This window comes from Microcystis aeruginosa NIES-4325 (assembly GCF_008974145.1).
In the GTDB taxonomy this organism is placed as follows: domain Bacteria; phylum Cyanobacteriota; class Cyanobacteriia; order Cyanobacteriales; family Microcystaceae; genus Microcystis; species Microcystis aeruginosa_G.
This window is the reverse complement of sequence record NZ_BJKP01000037.1, coordinates 1-23,158: the sequence shown is the minus strand read 5'-3', so window position 1 is coordinate 23,158 and position 23,158 is coordinate 1. Positions and strand designations below refer to the sequence as shown.

The following is a 23,158-nucleotide window of genomic DNA, read 5'->3' as shown; positions in this document are numbered from 1 at the left end:
GCTTGTTAACTCCTGATGGTCTGTGTAACCTTGTTTGAGATGGGTTTCCTGACTTCTGATGCTCAGAGACGAGGGATTTTCTTGACAAGCCTATCAAACTTTGTCAGACTTGTCCATAAAATTACCTTCATCCATCCTAAAAAATCGAGGCTAGACAAGCAATGCTTTATCAAAAACTGTTAGATGCTCATAAACGCTATCGACAATTTAAGACTTATCCCCATATTGCCGATCAATATTGGTCTAGTCAGTTGGCAGAGCATAATATTAATCCTAATTATGTGGCATATGATGCTAAATCTGGTCAACTTTTTTACAAACCCTTAGGGATCAGTTTAAGCAAAAATAAGCAGGATTTCCTCTTGGGTAGTAAAGTTTGTAACAAAGCTAAAGCCTTAAAATATCTGGCTGATTGTCAATTTTATATCGATGAGCAACAGGAATTAATTATCGAGATCGATGGAGTTAAGTTAATTGTCGAGACGGGACAGGATTTAGATATCGCCCATGAAATTTTCCTTTTAGGTGTATATAATTTCCTCTATGACAAGCCCTGTGTAGCGATCGATATTGGTATGAATACGGGTTTTGCTAGTCTCTTTTTTGCCAATCGAGCTAATGTGAAAGCTGTCTATAGTTACGAACCTTTTAAGGCTACCTACGACCAAGCTTTAAGAAATTTTGCCCTCAATCCTAATCTAGCGGAGAAGATTAAAGCTTTTGATTATGGAGTCGGCGCTCGTGATGAAATTATTCAAGTCGAATACGATTACACCGTGAAAGGTAGTGTTGGTATTTCTGGTATTGACAACCAATTAAAACCTTTTGCCTCGAAACAAACCGCTACAGCCGATTTAATTCTTAAACCTTTCACCGATGTGTTTAAGGGTATTACCTCTGACTATCCCGACATCGATATAGTTGCCAAGATTGATTGTGAAGGTTCCGAATACGAAATCCTCGATTCTTTAGCGGCAACCGGTCAATTAGGACAGATCAAAATTATCATGATGGAATGGCATAACAAGGGTCCCGATGCTTTAGTCAAACATCTGCAAGACTTCGGTTTTATCATCTTCTCCCGGATGCCTCGCAGTAAAAATGTCGGCACTTTGTACGCAATTAAACCCTAAAGTATAGGAGTGAGGTGATGGGGAAATGGGGAAATTTCCACTAATACCCCAAAACTCCAACACCTTCTAACTGATAACTGCTTTACTGTGCTTGACAATAGGTATTAAAAGCTTCGCCAGTTTCTTTTTCTAATTGGCCGGCTTTTCTTACCTTTTCCTGTGCTAATTTTGCCCCGTTTTTATTGCGAGTTTCGATAACTTGAATTATTTCACGAGTGGCAGTGGCATAATCTTCGTAAACTTGAGCGAAGGCGATTTTATATTTCTCTAGTTCAGTATCCTTCACTGCTAATTTTTTCATATTTTCTGCACCCTGTTCGATTTTATCGGCGGCTAATAGCCAACTTTTTTGGTCAATTTCTGTCCCTTGACCCTTGGTTAAGGATTTGGTTTCTTGGGACACCTCGTTGGCAATGTTATAAATTTTTTGACATTGAAACTGTTTACTATCAGCACAACTTGCTAAAAAAGTCAAGCTTATAAATGTTAAGATTATTTTGTTATTCATAGCATTGTATTCGAGAAGATTCTAGGGAAGCTTATAGCGGTAAACTATCAGCCTCTAGCAGTTTTTTACTGTTATCGACTGATAGAAATGTTCGATCTTATAACCTTAAAGTTTAGTACTCGATCGCCGTTAAGCGTGTCTTTTTTGGTGCCAATTCCAGGCGTGTTCAACTATTACCTTGAGATCGGCATATTGGGGATGCCAACCGAGAACCTGTTTAGCTTTATCACTACTGCCGATTAAAATAGGGGCATCACCTGCCCTTCTGGGACTTTCGATGACGGGAATATCTAAACCAGTCACCGCTTGCGCTGTTTCAATCACTTCACGCACAGAAAAACCGTTACCATTGCCCAAATTAAACACATTACTTTCCCCCCCATTTAAGAGATATTCTAAGCCTAAAACGTGAGCCTGTGCCAAATCATTAACATGGATATAATCCCGAACGGCAGTACCATCGGGAGTATCATAATCCGTGCCGAAAATTGACAGGGAATCCCGTTTTTTCAGGGCAGTTAATAAAGCCAAGGGAATTAAATGGGTTTCCGGTTGGTGATCTTCCCCTAATAAACCACTGGGATCGGCTCCTGAAGCATTAAAATAACGGAAAGCCACCGATTTTAAACCGTAGGCCGGATCAAAATCTCTGAGAATTTGTTCCACCATTTCCTTGCTGGCAGCGTAGGGACTGAGGGGATGATGGGGGTGATTTTCCGTCATCGGAATTTCCTTGGGCATTCCATAAATAGCACAGGTGGAAGAAAAAACAAATTTCTTCACATCGGCGGCGATCATCGCTTGCAAAAGAGTCAGACTACCACTAACATTATTTTGATAGTAAATAGCCGGTTCTTGTACCGATTCCCCCACGGCAATAAAAGCGGCAAAGTGCATGACGGCGGCAAGATCACGACTAGCAAATAAATTATCTAGCAGCGATCGATCCCTCGTATCACCGACAATTAACTCAACTTTTAATATATCCTTAATGATTTCGGCGTGACCGTAGGATAAGTTATCGAGTACGATGACGGAATAACCAGCATTTTTGAGCGCTAGAACTGCATGGGAACCAATATAACCCGCACCGCCAGTAACGAGAATGGTAGGTTTAACTTGAGACACGCAAAAGACCTATTTGAGATTGACTTGTCTATAACTTTATACCCTAATTTTGCTTTTATTTGACCATCATGTTAAGTCCCCTCGATCTATCTCTTTCCCTTGACAAGGAAACTTATCAATCACAAATTAAAGATTTAATGGAACAATTGCGATCGCTACAGAAGTCCTGTTGGGAGTGTAAATTACCCGTAGTGGTGGTTTTGGAAGGTTGGGCGGCGGCAGGCAAGGGAACTTTAGTCAAAAAAATGGTTAACTATATGGATCCGCGCGGTTTTACCGTCCATCCAATTTTAACCCCTTCCCCCCAAGAGGAAAGTTACCCGTTTTTGTGGCGATTTTGGCAAAAACTGCCAGCAAAAGGCAGTATCGGCATTTTTTATCACAGTTGGTACACCCATCTACTAGAGGATCGACTCTTAAATAAATTGCCCTCCTCCCAGATTCCCCTAGTTATGCGCGATATCAACACCTTTGAGCGACAATTATTTGATGATGGGGTGGCGATCGCTAAATTCTGGATTCATCTCAGTCAAAAGGAATTAAAGACACGCATCAAAGAATACGCCGAAAATGAACTAGAATCTTGGCGCGTACGTCCAGAAGATTGGCAGCAGGCCAAACGTTATGATGAGTATGCCAGTTTAGCCGAGGAAATGATTACCTACACTAGCACGGGGGCTGCTCCTTGGACATTGGTGGAGGGCAACTGTCAACGTTGGGCCCGGGTAAAAGTTCTCTCCCAATTAGTCGGTACGATCGCTCAAGCTTTGGATCAGTGCCAATTACCGATCGAACCTCCTGTCAATCTACCACCCCAAGCCCAATTACTGCCCACGGAACCCGATTATCTGGCGAAAGTGGACTTGAGTGCCAAATTGGAAAAAGAAGACTATAAAATCCGTTTGCGTCAGGCACAGGTAGAATTAAGAAAACTGCAATTAAAGATTTTTCAGGCAAATATTCCCGTTTTAGTCCTCTTTGAAGGGTGGGATGCCGCCGGCAAGGGAGGGGCGATCAAACGCTTAACCGATACCCTCGATCCTCGCAGTTATCAAGTGATTGCCTTTGCTGCCCCGACGGAGGAAGAACACCGCTATCATTACCTCTGGCGCTTCTGGCGCAAATTACCCGCAGCCAAAACTATCGGTATATTCGATCGCAGTTGGTATGGACGGATTTTGGTGGAGAGAGTGGAAGGATTCGCTAAAGATATGGATTGGCGACGGGCATATCAAGAAATTAACGAATTTGAGGCCCAATTAACCCATTCAGGCTGTGTTTTAGTCAAATTCTGGTTACATATTAGCCCCGAAGAACAATTAAATCGTTTCAACGAACGCCAAACTAACCCCTATCGTCAACATAAACTCACCGATGAAGATTGGCGCAATCGGGAAAAACAGTCCCTCTACCATGTGGCGGTTAATCACATGGTAGCCCGTACTAGCACCCCCGTCGCCCCTTGGACGATTGTAGCGGCAAATGATAAGTATTTCGCCCGCGTTAAAGTCATAGAAACAGTCATTGCCGCTATTGAAACGGGTTTGAAACAACGGGGATAGGATCAGTAATCAGTGATCAGTAAACAGTAATCAGTGATCGGTGATCAGTAAATGGGGGTCAACATGAAGATATAGCGGTTCTCACACCTGAGTGGCACACTTAAACCTTTGCTGATCAGACTTTTCAACATCGATAATGTACCTCTTGCGAACAGGAAACGCTATAACTAACTAACTAATTAACTTAAAACTTAAATCTGATAACTTAAATCTGATAACTTAAATCTGATAACTGATAACTGAATTTATGAGTTTTTCCCCAAGTTTAATTTCTCCGGATCTCAGTTTGGCCGATATTCCCCTAGAGGAAACCCTATCCTTAGGAGTGATGGCTTCTGGTAGTGGTTCCAATTTTGCTGTTTTGGCAGAAGTGATCGCCAAAAAACAGCTAAATGCCCAGATTTCTGTCCTCATCTACAATAATCCCGATGCCAAGGTAAAAGAAAGAGCCGATCACTACAATATCCCTGCGGTTTTCCTCGATCATCGTCAATTTAAACCCAGAGAAGAACTCGATCGATCCTTGGTCAAAACTTTCCAAGAATACGGGGTAAAATGGGTAATTATGGCGGGCTGGATGCGAATTGTCACCCCAGTGTTACTGGATGCTTTTCCCGATCGAGTGATCAATATCCATCCTAGTTTACTACCCAGTTTTAAGGGTGTGCGCGCCGTGGAACAAGCTTTAGCTGCGGGGGTAAAAGTGACCGGATGTACTGTGCATATCGCCCGCGCGGAGGTAGATAGCGGCCCAATTTTAATGCAAGCAGTGGTTCCCATTCTCCCCGATGATACCGCAGCCAGTCTCCACGAACGCATTCAAGTGCAAGAACATCGCATTTTCCCAGTAGCGATCGCTTTAGCGGCGAAATTGAGCCTATAGAGACAGATTTCTGGACTTCCTTGGCGAGAATACTGGCAGAAAAACGAAAATTCAAAGCAAATCGTTAAATAAGTAGGTAGGCGTTAAAAATTATCAGATGCCCCCTTATTAAGCTATCCATTAGTCGGATCTTTCTTAACAAAAAGAGAAGAAACTTAAAAAAAGGGGAAACGATTGATATAGTCATTTCAATTAAGATTGACAATATCAATGCCATAGTTCATAAGGGTTTAACTGGTCTAGAGTGTATCAGACTTATCTGAAATGACTATAGGTATAGTTTTGAAAGAAGGAATCAAGGTGGAGGTAAGCAAAAAAAATGGAGAAATGGGCAGCCCAAGAATTACAGTATGCAGACCTAGGGGATACCAGAAGAAAGAAAAGGTTAATCAGTATCGTGGAAAACTTGGCCAGCCAGCATAGTACAATTGTTCTATACGCTTCGGGAAATCTAGCCGCCGCCAGTGCCACCTACGACTTTGGGAATTCACCCTATTTTCACCCCTCAGATATAATTGCCGCCCAAGCCAAAAGTACAGTAGAAAGAATCAAATAACATCCAATAGTTTTGGCAGTTCAAGACACAACAAGTTTAGACTTTACGACACAAAAAGCCAAAAAAGTACTGGGTTATCTAGATTGTAAAACATCCTATTGTAAAACATCCTTTGGACTCAAAGTTAATACCACCTTAGGAGTCTCAGCGCAAGGAATACCTTTGGGACTAATTAATCAATATGTCTGGGCAAGAGAAGAAAAGAATTTAGGGATTGCCAAGCAACGCAAAAAAAGAGAACCCCAAGAAAAAGAAAGTCAAAGATGGTTAGATTATTTGTCAGAAACACAACAACAAATACCCGAAGAAATTCAAGTAGTAACAATCGGAGATTGTGAGGCAGACATATTTGATTTATTTTCTCAGTCAAGAAATCCTAACTCTCATTTATTAATCCGAGGAACTCATAACCGAAAAGTTAACTATCTCGAAGACAAGCAAAGGTCAGGGCATCCAGAGACTAAATATTTACATCAATCCATCAGAGAAATAAAAGCCTGTGGTAGCCTAGATGTGCAAGTAAAACGCAATCCTAATCACGAGGCTAGACTAGCTAAACTAACAGTTATATTTGCCAGTTTTGAAATACAATTACCTAGCCATCACTCCAAGGCTACCCCTCGTCAACCGGTAAAATTACAGGTAATTTTAGCCGAAGAAGAAAATCCGCATCCCGGAGTTAATCCTATCAGTTGGCTCCTCTTAACTAGCCTGGACATTAGTAGCTTTGAATCGGCGATAACCTGCGTGCGCTGGTATAGTTATCGCTGGTTGATAGAACGCTATCATTTTGTTTTTAAAAGTGGTTGTGGATTAGAAAAACTGCAATTAGAAACGGGTCGGAGAATTAAGATGGCTTTAGCTACCTATTCAATTGTAGCCTGGAGATTACTCTGGTTAACCTATCAAGCACGCTTACACGGAGAGGAGAGTTGTGAAAGTTTTTTGGAAGAACATGAATGGCAATCTTTGTGTGCCACTATTCATAAAAAGAGTCCGCCACCTGAAAAGCCGCCCTCCTTTCGAGAAGCGGTCAGAATGATTGCTTCTCTTGGGGGTTTTTTAGGTAGAAAAGGTGACGGTGAACCTGGTGTTAAAACTATTTGGTTGGGACTGCGAAGGTTACATGATATCAGCCAGACTTGGAAACTATCTCATCAAATTAGTCCCCCATAGAACTCCCTTGAGCCATCTTGCACACTTTTCTCTTTTTGTCAAATTTTATGTTAAGAAAGATGTGACTAATGGATAGAAGGGGGGGGTGGGGGCTGACAGGTGTAGGTTTATTACAAAGAGGTGAGCAGTCACACACTCAGGGTGAGAAAATCAAGCTAGAGATTTAGAAGAGCATCGTGAAAGGCAATGCTGAAAAACAAATATCTCAAGCAGTGGTCGTGCATAGTATCAGAACATCTGCCCCATTTGTCAATACCGCAAGCTATCGGATTGGCAACTTGGAGTTTTGGCATGGTCATGACCAAATCGAGCAGTTTGACTCAGGTGTCGAGGTTGATTGCGGCAGTCAATGAGGAAAAACCCAATACGGTCAGACAGAGACTCAAAGAAAGGAGAAAAGCGCAGCACCCTTGAGGTGAGCAGTTGTTTTGCGCCATTGTTAATCTGGGAGATCAGTTTACTGCCTATCAATATAGAAAGAATAGCCCTAGCACTGGATGCCACCACTATTGGCAATAAATTCGTAGTTTTGTCGATTAATGTCTTGCTGGCGGGCTGTGGGATTCCCATAGCTTGGTCTATCGTCAAAGCTAATCAACCAGGCCGTTGGAAACCTCACTGGCAAAAACTGATCAGACAGCTCAAAGAAGCGGTTCCTACTGGTTGGACTGTAATTGTGCCAGCCGACCGAGGCTTATACGCGCCTTGGCTCTATCAAGTGATTGTGGAAGCGGGCTGGCATCCGTTTTTAGGCATTAACCAGCAAGGACTGGTCAAAATTTTCCCTCACGGTCGATGCCAGCCCTTAGATGCCCTAGTTTCAGCCCTTGGACAATCTTGGTCGGGTCAGGTGGTTTGCTTTAAAACCAATCCCTTGGCCTGTACCTTGCTTGCCCGTTGGGATTCTGGCCATCAAGAGCCTTGGTTGGTTTTGACCGACTTGTCACCCCAAAGGGCTGATACCCTCTGGTATGGCTTACGTCCTTCTACGGAGTGTGTTTACCGTGACCTCAAATCCGACGGCTGGCAATGGCAAAAGACCCGCCTGCTTGACCCACAGCTGAACGCCTTTGGTTAGCTATGTAGCCACTCTCTGGATGGTTATGCTGGGTGGAGAAGCCGAAAATCAATTTCCTGAACCCAATTTGGCGCCACTTCCCCCCCAACACACTGTCTTTGGAAAAACTCTCCACCTCAAACCCTGACGTCAGATTTCTTGTTTTCTTCTGGGTTCTATTACCCTAGTTGCTGATTTACTGAAAGGTTTATCGATTCACCTTCATCGTTGGAGTTCTTTCCCTCCCACCCCCGTTGATGCTTTTTACTACTCCCCTTCCTCTTAGTTGTAAAATACCTACACCTGTCAGCTTCCCCACTTCCCCACTTCCCCACTGAAAATTATGCGTACAAATTGGCGAATCGGCTCTTTATTGGGCATTCCTCTCTATATTGATTCCTCGTGGTTTCTGATTTTGGCTTTTTTCACCCTGATCAATGCCACCGATGCAGAAATTCAGTCTCTGGCTGGCCAGAGTTTCGGTTTAGCGTGGTTACTTGGTTTAGTCATTGCTTTATTGCTGTTTATCTCGGTTTTACTCCACGAATTAGGTCATAGTTTCATGGCACGGTCTCAAGGCATCCAGGTCAATTCCATTACCCTGTTTCTCTTTGGGGGTATGGCCTCGATCGAGCGAGAATCTCGGACTCCTCCAGAGTCCCTGCAAGTAGCGATCGCTGGACCCCTGGTCAGTTTTCTCCTGTTTTGTCTCCTATCCCTAGCCAGTCACTTACCCTATTTAAACGCCAATTTAACCTATATATGCGGGCATTTAGCGATAATTAACCTGTTTTTGGCTCTATTTAATCTTATCCCCGGTTTACCCCTCGATGGCGGTCAAATTTTCAAGGCAATCGTCTGGCAAGCAACTGGCGATCGCTGGAAAGGTTTACATTGGGCTGCGATCAGTGGTCAATTCATCGGTTGGTTGGGGATTATTTTGGGGATTTTCTTGGTTCTCTTGACGGCAGCTGTGGGGGGTGCCTGGTTAGGATTAATGGGCTGGTTTATCCTCAGAAATGCCCGCGCCTACGATAATTTAACTAATTTACAGGAAAGTCTCCTCAATTTCACGGCGGGAGAGGTGATGAGCAGAAATTTGCGGGTTTTAAACGCCCATCAAACCCTAGAGGAATTCGTCCAAGAATACGTTTTAGACCAAGCAGCCGCCAATACTGCTTATTTTGCCGCCTCCGAGGGGCGTTATCGGGGATTAATTCGGGTGGAAGATTTACAGGCGATCGAGCGCAGTTTCTGGTCAGAAAAACAACTGCTTGATATTGCCCATCCCCTCGCGGAAATTCCTAGTGTTGAGGAAAAAACCCCCTTAGTGACAGTGGTGCAGAAACTGGAAACCATCCCGGACCGCATGATCACGGTGTTAACACCGGCCTCCGCCCTAGCGGGAGTGATCGATCGCGGCGATATCCTCAAGGCAATTGCGATTAAATACCAACTTCCCCTAGAGGAAACGGATATTAAACGGGCTCGCGAGGGAGTTTACCCCAGTTATTTGCCCTTAAATGTCATTGCCGCTGCTCTCGACAAGAGTGAACCGCCAAAAATCGGCGAACCGTCCTTAATGTCCTGACCTAGAGAGGATGAACGATAATAATCTTGAATATGGCTAATCCGAAAATTTCCTCGCTGGTTAGTCTGCCACAATTTCCCCGTTTCCACATCTAAACAACTTAACCAACCTTTGCCGTAAGCCCAAGTATCGATACAAATGGCATGGCCGAGATTAATCGGTTTACCGCTTTTTTGGCTGGTATGACCACAAATCATGGTTTTTCCCGAACTATGGGCGGCGGGATATTGAAATTTCTCCCAAAAGAGTTTGTATTCTGGTTGTCTGGCCAGGGGTAGATGGGGATCGAGACTAGCGTGAACAAATAAATGATTTGCAGTTTCGTAGCTATTTATACAGACTTTTCCTAAAAAATCCCAGTGAGATTCGGGAATTTTAATCAGGTGGCCTTCGCTATAGGATTTTAGAGTAGCTTTACCGCCTTTTTCTAACCAGAGACGCTGTTTGAGGGGGTTATGACGGGCTTGCAGCATGATAATCTCGTGATTACCTTTAAGGGGAATCAAATTGCCCTGTTTATGTAGGGAAATCAGGCGATCGATCACCCCTTTTGAGTCTTTGCCCTTATTAACGTAATCACCGAGGGTGATTAAAGTATCTTGCGGTTTGGGATTGACGATCTCTAGCAAATGATCTAGAGCTTTCGAGCAACCATGAATATCACCGATCGCTAAGGTTCGCATGAGGATTTTGTCTGCTATGTTGGTAATACTCACCGATACTTTTTGCTAACACACACCAACAGGTGAGGTAACAGGCAATAGGCAACAATAAAGGGATTGGAGGAGATTTAGCCTATCTAAGTATAGGCGGTTAACATGGGTCTTAGCGTATCTTTCCAACCCTAAGACAAGAGCTTTCGGTGTTGAGATTTGCCTGCCCTGTTGGTTATCGACCCGGAGGCGACCCTGTTCTTTTGTCATTGCTCAGTTACGACATTGGCAACCTAGACCCTAACATTATAGGACTTTTGAGCGAGCCTAGTCAATGCTTTAAGTAGGGCTGACTGAATAAATCTAAAAACCTTGTTGGCTAAGGCTTTGATTGATACCGTTGCCTAGCATCCCCTTAGAATCCACTGTCATTTATGCGGGGGAGAAGTCAAATTCTCGTAATCGGTAAACGTAGCCAATCGCTTAATTGTTGTGCCAACCAATCTAATTCCGCTTCACTGACATCTTCACTAGCAGTGATAATATATTCTTCATGGTTAGCAATCAGGGCCAGACAAGGAGGAACAATAGTAAGATTTTCTCCCTGCATAGTGACAGTGACATTGCGACGAATGAGACTATAAATTTCGGAACTAGCAGCATCAGCAGTTAGTTTAAATTTCAGCCCCCAGATTTTTTGGTAGAGAGAAACTTTTTGGGTGGTAATTTTTAACTCTAGTTCTCCCTGCCAAAAAGATTTGAACAACTGCCAAGATAAACTAGCAGAGATTAAATTGAGCATAAAAATTAGGATAATCGGGATTAAAAAAGCGACCAGTTTTAGATTGTAAATACCGACTATGGTTAAGAGGATGATGGTAAAAAATAGGGAAGGTAGAAATTGTCTTAACTGGGTTTTGAAATTGTTGAAAAACTTTTGTTTGGTTTTACTAGCGATTTTTATTTGCAGGAGATTATATTTTTTATAAACAATAACTTCACTGCCGTAGGGTTTGGTAACATTGCCAATAGATACTAAGATCAATTGACAACTATATAAACTGGCTAAAGCTTCGGTTACTGAGCGAAAATTATAGTCTTGATCGGAGTTTGATAATCTTTTTAACCAATAAATAAAAAAAGCACTCAGATTAGTTTTTTGTTCAAAATTTTCTGGTATGTAATGATGATTAATCCCAGTAGCTAAACTGATTAAAATTTTGCCGAGAGCCTGTAAGTCCGTGGCAGGAGAATCAGAATTAATGGCAAAATCAACTAGGTAAAAACCATTTGACTGAGTATCAAAGAGGATATTACTAAGTTTGATATTGCCGTGGTTAATGGGGACATCCTGCTGATGGAGATAGGAGAGAATCTCCAAGAGATATTTGGCAATTTGTTTGAGATCTTGTTCTCCTAACAAATAACTGGAGTTAAGATAGTTTTCTAAGGGCTGCCCCGACAAATAAGGTCGAACAATAGCGATGATTTGTTCTTGGGATGAATCTATCTCAAAGCTATCGAGGTATTTGGGGAGAGATGGGTGAGAGAGTTGTCGTAACAGGGCGATTTTACCAGTTATTTCCCCAATAAACTGACTACCTTGCTCACTAGGAACAGGAATAAGTTTAATGATCACTAACTTGGTGGTGTGTCTGTCCCTAGCTAAGATAGTTTTTTTTCCCAGCAACTGTTGGACTTGATAACGACTATGGAGAACTCGATCGAGCATGGGCGAGAATACCGTAAGGAGTACCCCTAGGATAGCTCAATCTGGAAACTCTAGCCGCCATCTTTAGCATCCTTTTAGTATTTTAACAATTGATTAAAAATTGCCGCCTTGCCTAGAAAGAATGGCTATGGCAGTCCTATTTGAGTTATATTAATTATCTGTTCGCCAAGGCTACCTCGAAGGGAAGAGCAAAAGGGAACGGAGAGCATTTCTAAGACTGTCATGACTTTTTCCTGTTAGTTAATTGCCTAAGAATCCGTTAGGATTGCCCAGTAGCATTAAGGTAGGGAAAAATCGCTTCAATCCCTGAGAAACCAGATCAGTTTTCTTGACAGTTACCCGATCGAGCCAATAAAATTAATCCATGTTCTGGAACTATCTGGCGGAGATGCCAGCAAGGGAATCTTTAAGAAATTACCCAAAATCCCTGAGTATAGATATTGACGGCGCTAGACTCCCAACGTATAGATAAACACTGTTTCTGGAAGCCCATGACTGTGAGCTACGAAAAAATCACCCCACCGACAACAGGCTCGACAATTACTTTTTCTGAGGGAAAACCTCTAGTTCCCGATGATCCCATCATTCCCTTCATTCGTGGTGACGGTACGGGGGTCGATATCTGGCCCGCAACCGCAAAAGTTATCGATGCAGCGATCGCAACAGCCTACGCTGGTCAAAGGAAAATCCATTGGTTTAAAGTCTATGCTGGCGATGAAGCTTGCGAAATCTACGGGACTTATCAATATCTACCCCAAGATACCTTGACAGCGATTAAAGAATATGGTATTGCCATCAAAGGTCCCTTGACCACTCCCATCGGTGGCGGCATTCGTTCCCTGAATGTGGCTTTGCGGCAAATTTTTGACCTCTATGCCTGTGTTCGCCCCTGTCGTTACTATGCGGGAACCCCTTCCCCCCATAAAACCCCAGAAAAACTCGATGTCATCGTCTATCGGGAAAATACCGAGGATATCTATCTCGGCATCGAATGGAAACAAGGCACGGAAATCGCCGATAAACTGATTAATTATCTCAACACCGAACTAATTCCCGCCACTCCCGAACACGGTAAAAAACAAATTCCCCTCGATGCGGGGATCGGGATCAAACCGATTAGTAAGACGGGTTCCCAAAGATTAGTCCGCCGGGCGATCGAACGGGCGCTGACTTTACCAAAACCGAAAAATCAAGTTACTCTCGTCCACAAGGGTAACATTATGAAATACACGGAAGGGGCGTTCCGGGATTGGGGTTATGAATTAGCTAAAAGTGAATTCCGGGATGTGTGCGTTACGGAGATGGAATCATGGATACTGAGTAATAAGGAGAAAAACCCCGATCTGAGCATCGAAGATAACGCCCGTATGGTAGAACCGGGTTATGATGCTCTCACGGACGAGAAAAAAGCCAAAATCTGCCAAGAAGTGACCAGTGTTCTCGATGCTATCTGGGAAACCCACGGCCATGGGCAGTGGAAAGATAAAATTATGGTCAACGATCGCATTGCCGATAGTATCTTCCAACAGATCCAAACCCGTCCCGATGAATACTCGATCCTCGCTACCATGAACCTGAATGGTGATTATCTCTCCGATGCGGCAGCGGCGATCGTCGGTGGTTTAGGGATGGGACCCGGGGCGAATATTGGCGATACTTGCGCTATTTTTGAGGCAACCCACGGCACAGCCCCTAAACACGCCGGTTTAGACCGAATTAACCCCGGTTCGGTGATTCTTTCTGGGGTGATGATGTTGGAATACATGGGATGGCAAGAAGCGGCCGATTTGATTAAAAAAGGCATCGCAGCGGCGATCGCTAATCGACAAGTTACCTACGATTTAGCGCGTCTGATGGAACCTCCCGTTAATCCTCCCCTGAAATGTTCCGAGTTTGCCGACGCTATTATCTCCCATTTTGGCGATTAATTTTCCGGTTAGGGTAGCCTGAAAACTGCCCTATTTTTCGGAAAATCCCCAAAATCACGCCTGCCTCCGTTAATGCAGACGTTTTAAGCGTTCTTGGAGAATTTGGGCTTGTTTTTCGGACTCTGCTAAAGCTTGCTTCGTTTTTTGGATTAAAGCTTCTGGAGCTTTTTCGACAAAGCTAGGTTTATTCAAGCGATCGCTCAAACTCTTGATTTCCCCTTCTACCTTAGCTAAATTTTTCGCTAATTTCCCAGCCAATACCGATATATCAACCAATCCAGACAGGGGGATGAGGATTTCTACCGTAGCGACAACGCCAGCGATCGCTTGATTGACTTCCTCGGTTAATTTTGCCGTCAAAATTAAGTTTTCGATCTTGGCCAAGTCTTTTAAGTACACTTGTCCGCGTTGCAAAATAGCTAATTCTTGGCTGTTTTCTGTCTGTAAAATTGCCGTGATCGTTGCCCCCGGTTTAATCCCCGCTTCGGCGCGCAAATTACGCAACACCCGAATACTTTCTATTAATAACTCAAAAGTATTTTCTAAGTCTAGATCGATCAGAGAACTATCAGCTATTGGATAGGTGGCTAAAGCCAAAACCTGCTGATTTTCTTGGGTTAAATTATGCCAAATTTCTTCGGTAATATGGGGCATAAAGGGATGTAATAATTTTAATGTCCCTGCCAAGATAAAAGCCAAAGTTTGGCGGGCTGTGGCACAGGAAACCGATTCTTTATCCTTCCATAAACGAGTTTTCACTAACTCGATATACCAATCACAGAAATCGCGCCAGATAAATTCGTATAGACCTTTAGCCGCTTCTCCCATGCCATAATTTTCTAGATAATCTCTAGTTTTTTGCACTGTTTGATGATAACGAGATAAAATCCAGCGATCAGCTAATTCTAAATTTTCTAAAGCTGGTTCTCCCAATTCTTCTGGGGTTTTTCCCTCCAGATTCATCATGACAAAACGGGAAGCATTCCAAATTTTATTGGCAAAATTTCGGGCTGCTTCTACGGATTCCGATTCATCGGTTTTACGGTTGTATTGCAGACTGATATCCTGTCCTGCTCCTGCCACTTCTCGGATTAAGGTATATCGTAAAGCATCGGTTCCGTATTTATCAATTAAAATTAGGGGATCGATGCCGTTATTGGCAGATTTAGACATCTTTTTGCCGTTTTCATCCCTAACTAAACCGTGAATATAGACATCTTTAAAGGGCATTTGTTGCGTAAAATAGCCCGCCATCATCGTCATTCTGGCCACCCAGAAAAAGATAATATCAAAACCGGTGACGAGGGTTGTGGTGGGGTAATAGGTGTCTAGATCAAGGGTTTTTTCTGGCCATCCCATAGTTGAAAATGGCCACAATCCCGAAGAAAACCAAGTATCTAAAACATCGGGGTCTTGTTGAATAATTATATCCTCTCCATACTCCTGTTTAGCCTTGGCTAAAGCGGAGGTTTCATCTGGGGCAACGACGAAGGGAGTATGGTTAGTAATTTCGTTATTAGTTTCACTGATAATGTACCATGCGGGAATTTGATGACCCCACCACAGTTGTCGAGAAATACACCAATCTTTTAGTTTAACTAACCAATCGCGATAAACTTTTGTCCATCTTTCCGGCACAAAACGAGGCGAGTTTTCCTGATCTAAACAGGCTAAAGCTTTTGTGGCTAAAGGTTCAATTTTAACGAACCATTGGGTAGATAAAAGGGGTTCCACGGGAACTTTACCTCGATCGCTATAGGGGACGCTATGGCGATAGGCTTCAATCTTAACTAAAAAGCCGTCTTCATCGAGTTTTTTAACAACATTTTTGCGGGCAACAAAACGATCTTGACCTGCGAATATTCCGGCATTTTCGTTTAAACTGCCGTCTAAATTCATGATATTAATAAAGGCTAAATTATGGCGTTTACCCATCTCAAAATCCTTGGGATCGTGGGCCGGCGTAACTTTGACGCAACCAGTACCGAATTCGGGTTCCACCAATTCATCGGCAATAATGGGAATTTCTCGCCCCATTATCGGTAAAGTGACGGTTTTGCCGATTAAATGGCGATAACGGGGGTCTTGCGGGTTGACAGCGACACCAGTATCACCGAGCATGGTTTCGGGCCTTGTGGTGGCTACTTGAAGATAACCGCTACCATCGCTAAGAGGATAGCGAAAATACCAGAGATTTCCCTCAATATCCTTGTTTTCTACCTCTAAATCGGAAACGGCCGACCGGGATTCGGGACACCAGTTGACTAAGTATTGACCGCGATAGATTAATCCGTCCTCATAGAGTTTGATAAAAGCAGTACGGACAGCATGGGAAAGTCCCTCATCCATGGTGAAACGTTCCCGCGTCCAATCTACGGATACCCCCAAGCGTCGCAGTTGATTAACAATGGTACTACCGGACTCCTCTTTCCATTGCCAAGCGCGTTCGAGGAATTTTTCCCTTCCTAGTTGATAACGGTCGGTTTTTTCGGCTTTTAATTGGCGATCGAGTATGGCTTGTACTGCAATACTAGCGTGATCTGTACCGGGCAGCCAGAGGGTATTTTTGCCAGTCATGCGCTTGTAGCGAACAAGTGTATCAATTAAGGAACTCTCGAAAGCGTGACCCATGTGGAGACTACCAGTAACATTGGGAGGGGGGATGACTATACAGTAGGTTTCGCCGCCTTTTTCGGGGTTTGCTGTAAATATTTCTTGATTTTCCCAATATTGCTGCCATTTCGTTTCTGTGATCTTGGGATCGTATTGCTTCGATAGTTCCGAGGTCATGATGGGGGGATTCTACAATTCTTAGTTCTTTGTCAATTGTCCCACATTTGGGAGAGATCAAATTACTGTTTAGTTGCTGGCTAAAAATTTTCAAGAGTCTTATTAAGATAGCTGTTATCTTTTACTGGGGTAAATATAGCTAACTTCTGGTAACTTTTTTGTATCTCACCAGTATAATAATTGCTATAATCAATTGAGGGACTCAATCAATAAATTATGACCTTAGCCACAGATAAAAGTACCTATAGCTTTGCCGAATATTTACAACTAGAGGAAACGGCAGCCTATAAACATGAGTATCAAGACGGGGAAATCGTAGCGATGACAGGAGGCACTACCGATCATAATAAAATTGCTCTTAATTTTGCCGCTTATTTAAAATTTGCCATCAAAGGACAGAAATATAGTGCGCCTAAATGAATTGTGAAAAGGCATCGTATTTCTTAAGGTTAGGAAAATTAAATAATTGAAATTTGGCAAAAAACTCGAACAAGCGTTGAACCACTCGAAAATTTTTGGACAACCAATAAAATCTTTTGAGAAGATTTTTTAACTGTAGCCAAATTGCTTCTACTGGATTTTCTTCGGGAGCGTATCGAGCAAATTTATGACAGGTAATCTACCAATCTTCTGGGGATAAACCCTGATTTTGTTCAGTAATGAATTTGAGCATCTCTTCTCCCGCATGATAGGAAGCTTCATCCCAAATAATCAGTATTTTTCGCCCAGTATTGCTTTGAATTAGTTTTTTCAAGAAATCTACTGTATTCTCGACCTTTCCCGCTTTGTAAGGAGCTAAAATAAATTCTTTTCCCACTAAATTTAAAGCTCCATAATAAGTTTGTCTCTCTTTTTCATTCTCAATTTTTACCAAAGTTCTTTCGGGTAACTCTGAGGGATTTTGACCTTCTTTTAATCTTTCTTTAATAAAGTTCCAGAGATGACCTAGAACATCTTTCCAGACCAGATGACATTCATCAAGCAATTACACTGCCAGCTTTCCCGACTGAATCTCCTCTTTTTTGCTCTCTAATAATTGACTGATTTCTTCATTCTTTTTTTTGACCTCTTCTGGCTCTTTTTTCGGGTTTACTTGTTCCGCCTTTTACCAGCTAATTCTCGCTTCTTTTAGCAATTGGTAGTAGCTCTGTCTCGATTTAAACACCACCTCATAAGTTTCTAGTACATAAGTTTCTAGCTCCCAAATATCCCAGTGACTATGGTTGATAATCCATTGAATTAATGGTTCTTCCGAACTTACACTGTAGAAAATTCCTCAAGCTCCTTCTCTGCCCAGCAATGCTCTAAAGTTGATAAATATCAATCTAACAAAAACTCAAGGCCTTAGTATACAAGCTTTACAAGCATGAGTTGTTAATAGTTTTACAGGACAGGTTTGGTAGAGCCGAATTAATTCTTGTTTTTCCTCGCCATTTAGATAGGGTCTCGAACCTTTATACTTCAAGATAATCCCCTCAATTCCTGCTGAAATAAATTCCTTTTTCCATTTAGCAATGAATCCGGGGGTCACTCCAATAATTTCTTGAATTGCTCTATAAGCGTATCCCGACAAAGCCCGCTTAACCGCTAAGGCTCTTTTCAGTTACCGGGAGTCGGGATTAGTTTTGATGAACTCTTCGAGAATTTGAAGTTCTGCTTCCATTTGATTCTCCAAACACTTATATTTGTCCTCCTTTTATTCTAAAATATTTCGGGATTGTTGTCGGCATTCTAGTTTACATATCATTTAGGCGCACTATATTAGCAGAATTATAGATAATTTTCTGACCTAAGATCACATTTTATTCTTTGTTTACTTCCATATAAAAATCAAGAAAAAAGCCAAAAACTATATTATAACATCAGAAAATTATGCAATAGTTCTATTCTATTTTTCCACCGATAAATGATACTAAATACGTTGAGTATAGGCTATTTATGACGATAGGCACTCAGGTAAGAAGCGATCAGGTAATAGATAATCAGTCTTTAATAACCAGATTTAGTAGGATAACCGATAGACGGTTGACAGCTTAGATGTGTAATTAATTTGGCGTAGGGACTGATAGCTATTTAAATATACTTTTGCCACTTCATACCTGGCTTGCTGGTTCAACGCTTAGATATTTTCCGAGCAAAAGTGCTACAATGTAATCTTAGGGTTCAAAACAATCAAGGAGAAGAACATGGTCAGCAAAATTGATCGCCAAACATTTTTACAATCCTTAATAGTACCACCGGGTAAAGAAATTTCTCTGCACAAAGATTACGATGCCCGGTTTAAGCCAGACTACATTACCAAAGAAGATGCCACGCTGCTGCTGCAACAGGGGATCGAAAAAATGGCCGAGTTTCAAGATAAACTCTATGCCCAAGATACCTATGCCCTGTTAATTAATCTGCAAGCCATGGATGCGGCGGGTAAAGATGGTACGATTAGACACGTTATGTCTGGCTTAAATCCCCAAGGCTGTCAGGTATTTAGCTTTAAAGTTCCCTCGGCCGAAGAACTAGATCACGATTATCTCTGGCGATATTATAAAGCCTTACCAGAGCGGGGTCGTATCGGTATTTTTAATCGTTCTTACTACGAAGAATTATTAGTCGTGCGCGTCCATCAAGATTTATTGGAACGGCAAAAACTCCCCCTGGAAGACAGAACCAAGAAAGTTTGGCAGCGACGTTTTGAGGAGATTAATAATTTTGAAAAATATCTGGTTAATAATGGGGTTATTGTCCTGAAATTCTTTCTCAATGTTTCTAAAGAAGAACAGAAAAAACGATTTTTAGAAAGAATTGATCGCCCTGAAAAAAACTGGAAGTTTTCTGAAAATGATGTCAAAGAAAGAGCTTTTTGGGGTGATTACATGAAAGCCTACGAGGAGGTATTCAATCATACCAGTACCGAATGGGCTCCTTGGTATATTATCCCAGCTGATCGCAAATGGTTTACCCGTTTAGCTGTGGGGGCAGTTATTTATCACACCCTCGAATCCCTCGGTTTACGATATCCCACCGTCACCGAAGAACATCGCCAAGCTTTACTGAAAGCCAAACAAATCCTCGAAAACGAGCCAGATTAAAAATGGAAGAAAATCCCCAAAAAGCGATAATTGCCGGAAAATCGATCGTATAATCAATGTCGATTTGAGAGAATTACCCCTATGAATTATCGCATCGATCGCCGCACCTATGCTGAAACCTACGGCCCCACCGTCGGAGATAAAGTTCGCCTGGCAGACACGGAATTATTTATCGAAGTAGAAAAAGATTTCACCACCTACGGCGATGAGGTAAAATTCGGCGGCGGTAAAGTAATTCGCGATGGGATGGGCCAATCCCCCATTTCTAGGGAAGATGGGGCGGTAGATCTAGTGATTACTAATGCCTTAATTCTCGACTGGTGGGGCATCGTTAAAGCCGATGTGGGCATTAAAGACGGCAAAATTTATCAAATCGGTAAGGCGGGCAATCCCCACATTCAAGATAATGTCGATATTATCATCGGTCCTGCCACCGAGGCATTAGCTGGGGAGGGGATGATTTTGACAGCAGGGGGGATTGATGCCCATATTCATTTTATCTGTCCCCAACAAATTGAGACAGCGATTGCGTCGGGGATTACCACAATGATTGGTGGCGGGACCGGACCTGCAACGGGAACTAATGCCACCACCTGCACCCCGGGAGAATGGAACATCTATCGAATGCTAGAGGCAGCCGAAGCTTTCCCGATGAATTTGGGTTTTTTGGGTAAAGGCAATAGCAGTCAGCCAGAAGGACTAGCGGAACAGGTAAAAGCGGGGGTAATTGGCTTAAAACTCCATGAAGATTGGGGAACCACTCCGGCAGCCATTGATACCTGTTTAAGCGTGGCCGATAAGTACGATGTGCAGGTGGCGATTCATACCGATACTCTCAATGAGGCCGGTTTTGTTGAGGCCACTATCGCCGCTTTTAAAAATCGGGTCATTCACACCTACCACACGGAAGGGGCCGGCGGTGGTCATGCTCCCGATATTATCAGGGTTTGCGGGGAAATGAACGTTTTACCCTCCTCTACTAATCCCACCCGTCCCTATACGACGAATACCTTAGAGGAACACCTTGATATGTTGATGGTTTGTCATCATTTAGACCGGAGTATTCCCGAAGATGTGGCCTTTGCTGAATCCCGCATCCGCCGCGAAACTATTGCCGCCGAGGATATTCTCCACGATTTAGGGGCTTTTAGCATCATTTCCTCCGATTCTCAAGCGATGGGACGGGTGGGAGAAGTAATTATCCGCACTTGGCAAACTGCCCACAAAATGCGGGTACAACGAGGCAGACTGACCGGGGAAACGGGCGAGAATGATAATCTGCGGGCAAGACGATATATTGCTAAATATACGATTAATCCTGCTATTACCCATGGTATCTCCGATCATGTCGGTTCCATCGAGGTGGGCAAATTAGCCGATTTGGTTCTCTGGAAACCGGCATTTTTTGGCGTAAAACCGGAAATTGTCCTGAAAGGCGGTTTAATCGCCTGGGCGCAAATGGGTGATGCTAATGCCAGTATTCCCACACCCCAACCGGTTTATATGCGTCCCATGTTTGCCTCTTTTGGCGATGCGATCGCCAAAACTTCCTTGACATTTGTTTCTAAATATGCTATGAAAGCGGGCATTCCTGAGAAGTTAAAGCTGAAAAAAACCGCCGTAGCCGTGTCGAATACGCGCAATATCAGTAAGGCTAGTATGAAGCTAAATGACGCTTTGCCGCACATGGAAGTTAATCCCGAAACCTACGAAGTGCGTGCTGACGGGGAATTATTAATCTGTGAACCGGCTACAGTTTTACCCATGGCCCAGCGCTATTTCCTATTTTGAATTCGATTTCAGAAAACGCGTTTTTTCAAAAAACTCGTTTTCTTTATAACTTGAATCAACAGTTAAGGATTAGTAGGAAAATTTGGGAAAAATAACTTAACTAATCCTGCCATTAGTGCAGTAACAATGGCAACAAAGATGGTTCGATTAGTAAATTCCAAGTTATCTAGGCGTTTATTCACGCCTGTTAATTCTCCTTTAACATTTGCTAGGTCAACTCTTAAGTTATTCACTTCTTCAGATAACTTGTCTATTTTGCCATTAACTTCTTTGAATTGTCCTACAATAAAGTCTTTTAATTCTTTGAGGTCGTTTTCTGTAAATGTTGCCATTGTGTTATTCTCCTATAATTGTTTATGATACTAATAATCTTACCACTAAGTTTAACTCCTAACCCTTCATCAGTCAAATTTCATCGAAGTTGCATCACCAGAAGGAATAAAACTTGCCCAATAAAAAGGATGTTTTTTTATCTCGTTACCAGGTTCTACCTGAATAATACTTTAAGGCAGAGCCTTGAAACAAGTGAACATTTTATTCTTTATTTATTATTGAGTATCAATTATAACATTAGCAAATAACCTCCGTGTCCTCTGTGTCTCTGTGGTTAATTCCCCTTGATAATCTCCGTACCTCGCTCCAACTCAAAAATGCTATAACAAAAACAAACTATCACTTTTTATCAAGTATGGACACACAAAACCCTCACTCAACTGTAATCAGACGATTTAATCAAAGAACTTGAGGAACCTTTAATCATGACTAACTTAGACAATCATGGCTCTTCTCGACTTTGTGTGATAATTTTTGCTTATAGAATCGTGAAATGTTTACTGGGAAAGACTTTTAGGACTATTTTGCTAAAGAAACTATCAGTATAGACCCCGTTTCCACACAGAAACCAGAAGAGCCCAATCATTCAACCTCTAAGAGATCCGAACAGCCTGAGTTATCAATGGAAGAACTCGATGCTAAATGGGATGCGCTAGAAAATGACCCAGAATTTCGCAAAAAACCTTTTTGGCAAAGAATTGTTGAGATTGGTAACGTTGTTCCCCAATCAGAATGGCGAAAACACTTTCCCAGAGACTTTGCGCGTAATTTTGAACACTATATGTATGGCGCACCGAGAGAAGATGAGGAAGAATGAGAAAAATTTTCTTAGATACATCCTATTTACAGGCTCTTGCTGATTTTGGCGATAATCTTAATCCATTAGCTACAGCTATGGCAGCAAGACTGGGTAACTTTAGAGGTGTTACCAGTGAAATGGTTCTCACAGAATTGCTCAATGCTTTATGCAGTAGAGGGGAATTTTTGCGTAAATCAGCTATTCGTCTAACTCATGATTTACGCAATGACAGCAAAACTATAATTATTCCCCAAACCAGTGAACAATTTCAGCAAGCTTTTGATTTTTATCAAAGACGATTAGACAAAGGTTGCAGTTTAACCGATTTGGGAGCAAGTCAGTTTTGTCAGAACATAAATACTATTCAATAGCTAAAGACTGTTATTTAGGTAAGCACAGCGGTGTTTAAGCACTTGAGGGATATTTTCTTCATTCCACTGGGCTCCAGAAATTTT

The 23,158-nt window shown here is 42.4% G+C and carries 19 protein-coding genes and 1 pseudogene; 12 read left to right on the top strand and 8 right to left on the bottom strand.

What is annotated here, in order from left to right; translation table 11 throughout:
• Positions 1 to 161: 161 nt before the first annotated feature.
• Positions 162 to 1,133, top strand: a complete 972-nt coding sequence (locus MiAbW_RS16290; RefSeq protein WP_151696948.1) for an FkbM family methyltransferase — start codon at positions 162 to 164, stop codon at positions 1,131 to 1,133.
• An 82-nt stretch (positions 1,134 to 1,215) separates the two neighbouring features.
• Here the strand turns inward: MiAbW_RS16290 and MiAbW_RS16285 are convergent, their stop codons facing one another.
• A complete protein-coding gene (locus MiAbW_RS16285) occupies positions 1,216 to 1,641 on the bottom strand; it encodes a hypothetical protein (RefSeq protein ID WP_151696947.1) in 426 nt (141 codons plus the stop codon).
• Positions 1,642 to 1,770: 129 nt separating this feature from the next.
• The gene (gene galE / locus MiAbW_RS16280; protein WP_045361615.1) at positions 1,771 to 2,769 is read right to left on the bottom strand and encodes a UDP-glucose 4-epimerase GalE; all 999 of its coding nucleotides are present in this window, start codon (positions 2,767 to 2,769) and stop codon (positions 1,771 to 1,773) included.
• Positions 2,770 to 2,837: 68 nt separating this feature from the next.
• On the opposite strand from galE, the gene pap reads away from it, so the two are divergent.
• From pap to MiAbW_RS16250, 5 genes and pseudogenes are all read left to right on the top strand, one after another.
• Complete coding sequence (pap, locus tag MiAbW_RS16275; protein WP_151696946.1) at positions 2,838 to 4,331, top strand: polyphosphate:AMP phosphotransferase; 1,494 nt, start codon at positions 2,838 to 2,840, stop codon at positions 4,329 to 4,331.
• 247 nt (positions 4,332 to 4,578) lie between these two features.
• Positions 4,579 to 5,214 (top strand): phosphoribosylglycinamide formyltransferase, encoded by a 636-nt coding sequence (purN, locus tag MiAbW_RS16270; protein ID WP_151696945.1) that lies wholly within the window; start codon positions 4,579 to 4,581, stop codon positions 5,212 to 5,214.
• A 319-nt stretch (positions 5,215 to 5,533) separates the two neighbouring features.
• A pseudogene (locus tag MiAbW_RS16265) lies at positions 5,534 to 6,946 on the top strand (IS4 family transposase).
• Positions 6,947 to 7,382: 436 nt separating this feature from the next.
• Complete coding sequence (locus MiAbW_RS16260; protein WP_238707321.1) at positions 7,383 to 8,024, top strand: transposase; 642 nt, start codon at positions 7,383 to 7,385, stop codon at positions 8,022 to 8,024.
• Positions 8,025 to 8,346: 322 nt separating this feature from the next.
• Positions 8,347 to 9,594, top strand: a complete 1,248-nt coding sequence (locus MiAbW_RS16250) for a site-2 protease family protein (protein ID WP_151696944.1) — start codon at positions 8,347 to 8,349, stop codon at positions 9,592 to 9,594.
• On the opposite strand, the gene MiAbW_RS16245 is transcribed toward MiAbW_RS16250, so the two are convergent.
• Positions 9,513 to 10,277, bottom strand: coding sequence for a metallophosphoesterase family protein (locus MiAbW_RS16245; protein WP_151696954.1), 765 nt, complete (start codon positions 10,275 to 10,277; stop codon positions 9,513 to 9,515). The two genes, MiAbW_RS16250 and MiAbW_RS16245, sit on opposite strands and share 82 nt — an antisense overlap.
• A gap of 418 nt (positions 10,278 to 10,695) precedes the next feature.
• Positions 10,696 to 11,979 (bottom strand): protein kinase domain-containing protein, encoded by a 1,284-nt coding sequence (locus MiAbW_RS16240; RefSeq protein WP_151696943.1) that lies wholly within the window; start codon positions 11,977 to 11,979, stop codon positions 10,696 to 10,698.
• A gap of 491 nt (positions 11,980 to 12,470) precedes the next feature.
• On the opposite strand from MiAbW_RS16240, the gene MiAbW_RS16235 reads away from it, so the two are divergent.
• Positions 12,471 to 13,907, top strand: a complete 1,437-nt coding sequence (locus tag MiAbW_RS16235) for an NADP-dependent isocitrate dehydrogenase (RefSeq protein ID WP_151696942.1) — start codon at positions 12,471 to 12,473, stop codon at positions 13,905 to 13,907.
• A 69-nt stretch (positions 13,908 to 13,976) separates the two neighbouring features.
• On the opposite strand, the gene MiAbW_RS16230 is transcribed toward MiAbW_RS16235, so the two are convergent.
• Positions 13,977 to 16,697, bottom strand: coding sequence for a valine--tRNA ligase (locus MiAbW_RS16230; protein WP_151696941.1), 2,721 nt, complete (start codon positions 16,695 to 16,697; stop codon positions 13,977 to 13,979).
• A gap of 216 nt (positions 16,698 to 16,913) precedes the next feature.
• On the opposite strand from MiAbW_RS16230, the gene MiAbW_RS16225 reads away from it, so the two are divergent.
• Entirely contained in the window at positions 16,914 to 17,117 is a 204-nt protein-coding gene (locus MiAbW_RS16225) for a Uma2 family endonuclease (protein ID WP_373996368.1), read from the top strand.
• Positions 17,118 to 17,316: 199 nt separating this feature from the next.
• Here MiAbW_RS16225 and MiAbW_RS16220 read toward each other — a convergent pair whose 3' ends face one another.
• Together MiAbW_RS16220 and MiAbW_RS20740 are read right to left on the bottom strand one after the other, a co-directional pair.
• Positions 17,317 to 17,682 (bottom strand): transposase, encoded by a 366-nt coding sequence (locus tag MiAbW_RS16220; protein WP_151696940.1) that lies wholly within the window; start codon positions 17,680 to 17,682, stop codon positions 17,317 to 17,319.
• 351 nt (positions 17,683 to 18,033) lie between these two features.
• Positions 18,034 to 18,300 carry a helix-turn-helix domain-containing protein gene (locus MiAbW_RS20740; RefSeq protein ID WP_151696953.1) on the bottom strand — a complete coding sequence of 89 codons (267 nt, stop codon included), beginning with the start codon at positions 18,298 to 18,300 and terminating at the stop codon, positions 18,034 to 18,036.
• A 583-nt stretch (positions 18,301 to 18,883) separates the two neighbouring features.
• Here MiAbW_RS20740 and MiAbW_RS16210 point away from each other — a divergent pair.
• Together MiAbW_RS16210 and ureC are read left to right on the top strand one after the other, a co-directional pair.
• On the top strand, positions 18,884 to 19,780 hold the full coding sequence (locus tag MiAbW_RS16210) for a polyphosphate kinase 2 family protein (RefSeq protein ID WP_151696939.1): 897 nt from the start codon (positions 18,884 to 18,886) through the stop codon (positions 19,778 to 19,780).
• 81 nt (positions 19,781 to 19,861) lie between these two features.
• On the top strand, positions 19,862 to 21,571 hold the full coding sequence (gene ureC / locus MiAbW_RS16205) for an urease subunit alpha (protein WP_151696938.1): 1,710 nt from the start codon (positions 19,862 to 19,864) through the stop codon (positions 21,569 to 21,571).
• 62 nt (positions 21,572 to 21,633) lie between these two features.
• On the opposite strand, the gene MiAbW_RS16200 is transcribed toward ureC, so the two are convergent.
• Positions 21,634 to 21,903: a hypothetical protein gene (locus MiAbW_RS16200; protein ID WP_151696937.1), complete on the bottom strand. Its 270-nt coding sequence runs from the start codon at positions 21,901 to 21,903 to the stop codon at positions 21,634 to 21,636.
• A gap of 623 nt (positions 21,904 to 22,526) precedes the next feature.
• Here MiAbW_RS16200 and MiAbW_RS16195 point away from each other — a divergent pair.
• The gene (locus MiAbW_RS16195) at positions 22,527 to 22,721 is read left to right on the top strand and encodes a hypothetical protein (RefSeq protein WP_151696952.1); all 195 of its coding nucleotides are present in this window, start codon (positions 22,527 to 22,529) and stop codon (positions 22,719 to 22,721) included.
• Positions 22,718 to 23,074, top strand: coding sequence for a type II toxin-antitoxin system VapC family toxin (locus tag MiAbW_RS16190; protein ID WP_151696936.1), 357 nt, complete (start codon positions 22,718 to 22,720; stop codon positions 23,072 to 23,074). The genes MiAbW_RS16195 and MiAbW_RS16190 overlap by 4 nt, the downstream gene beginning before the upstream one ends.
• Positions 23,075 to 23,158: the final 84 nt, after the last annotated feature.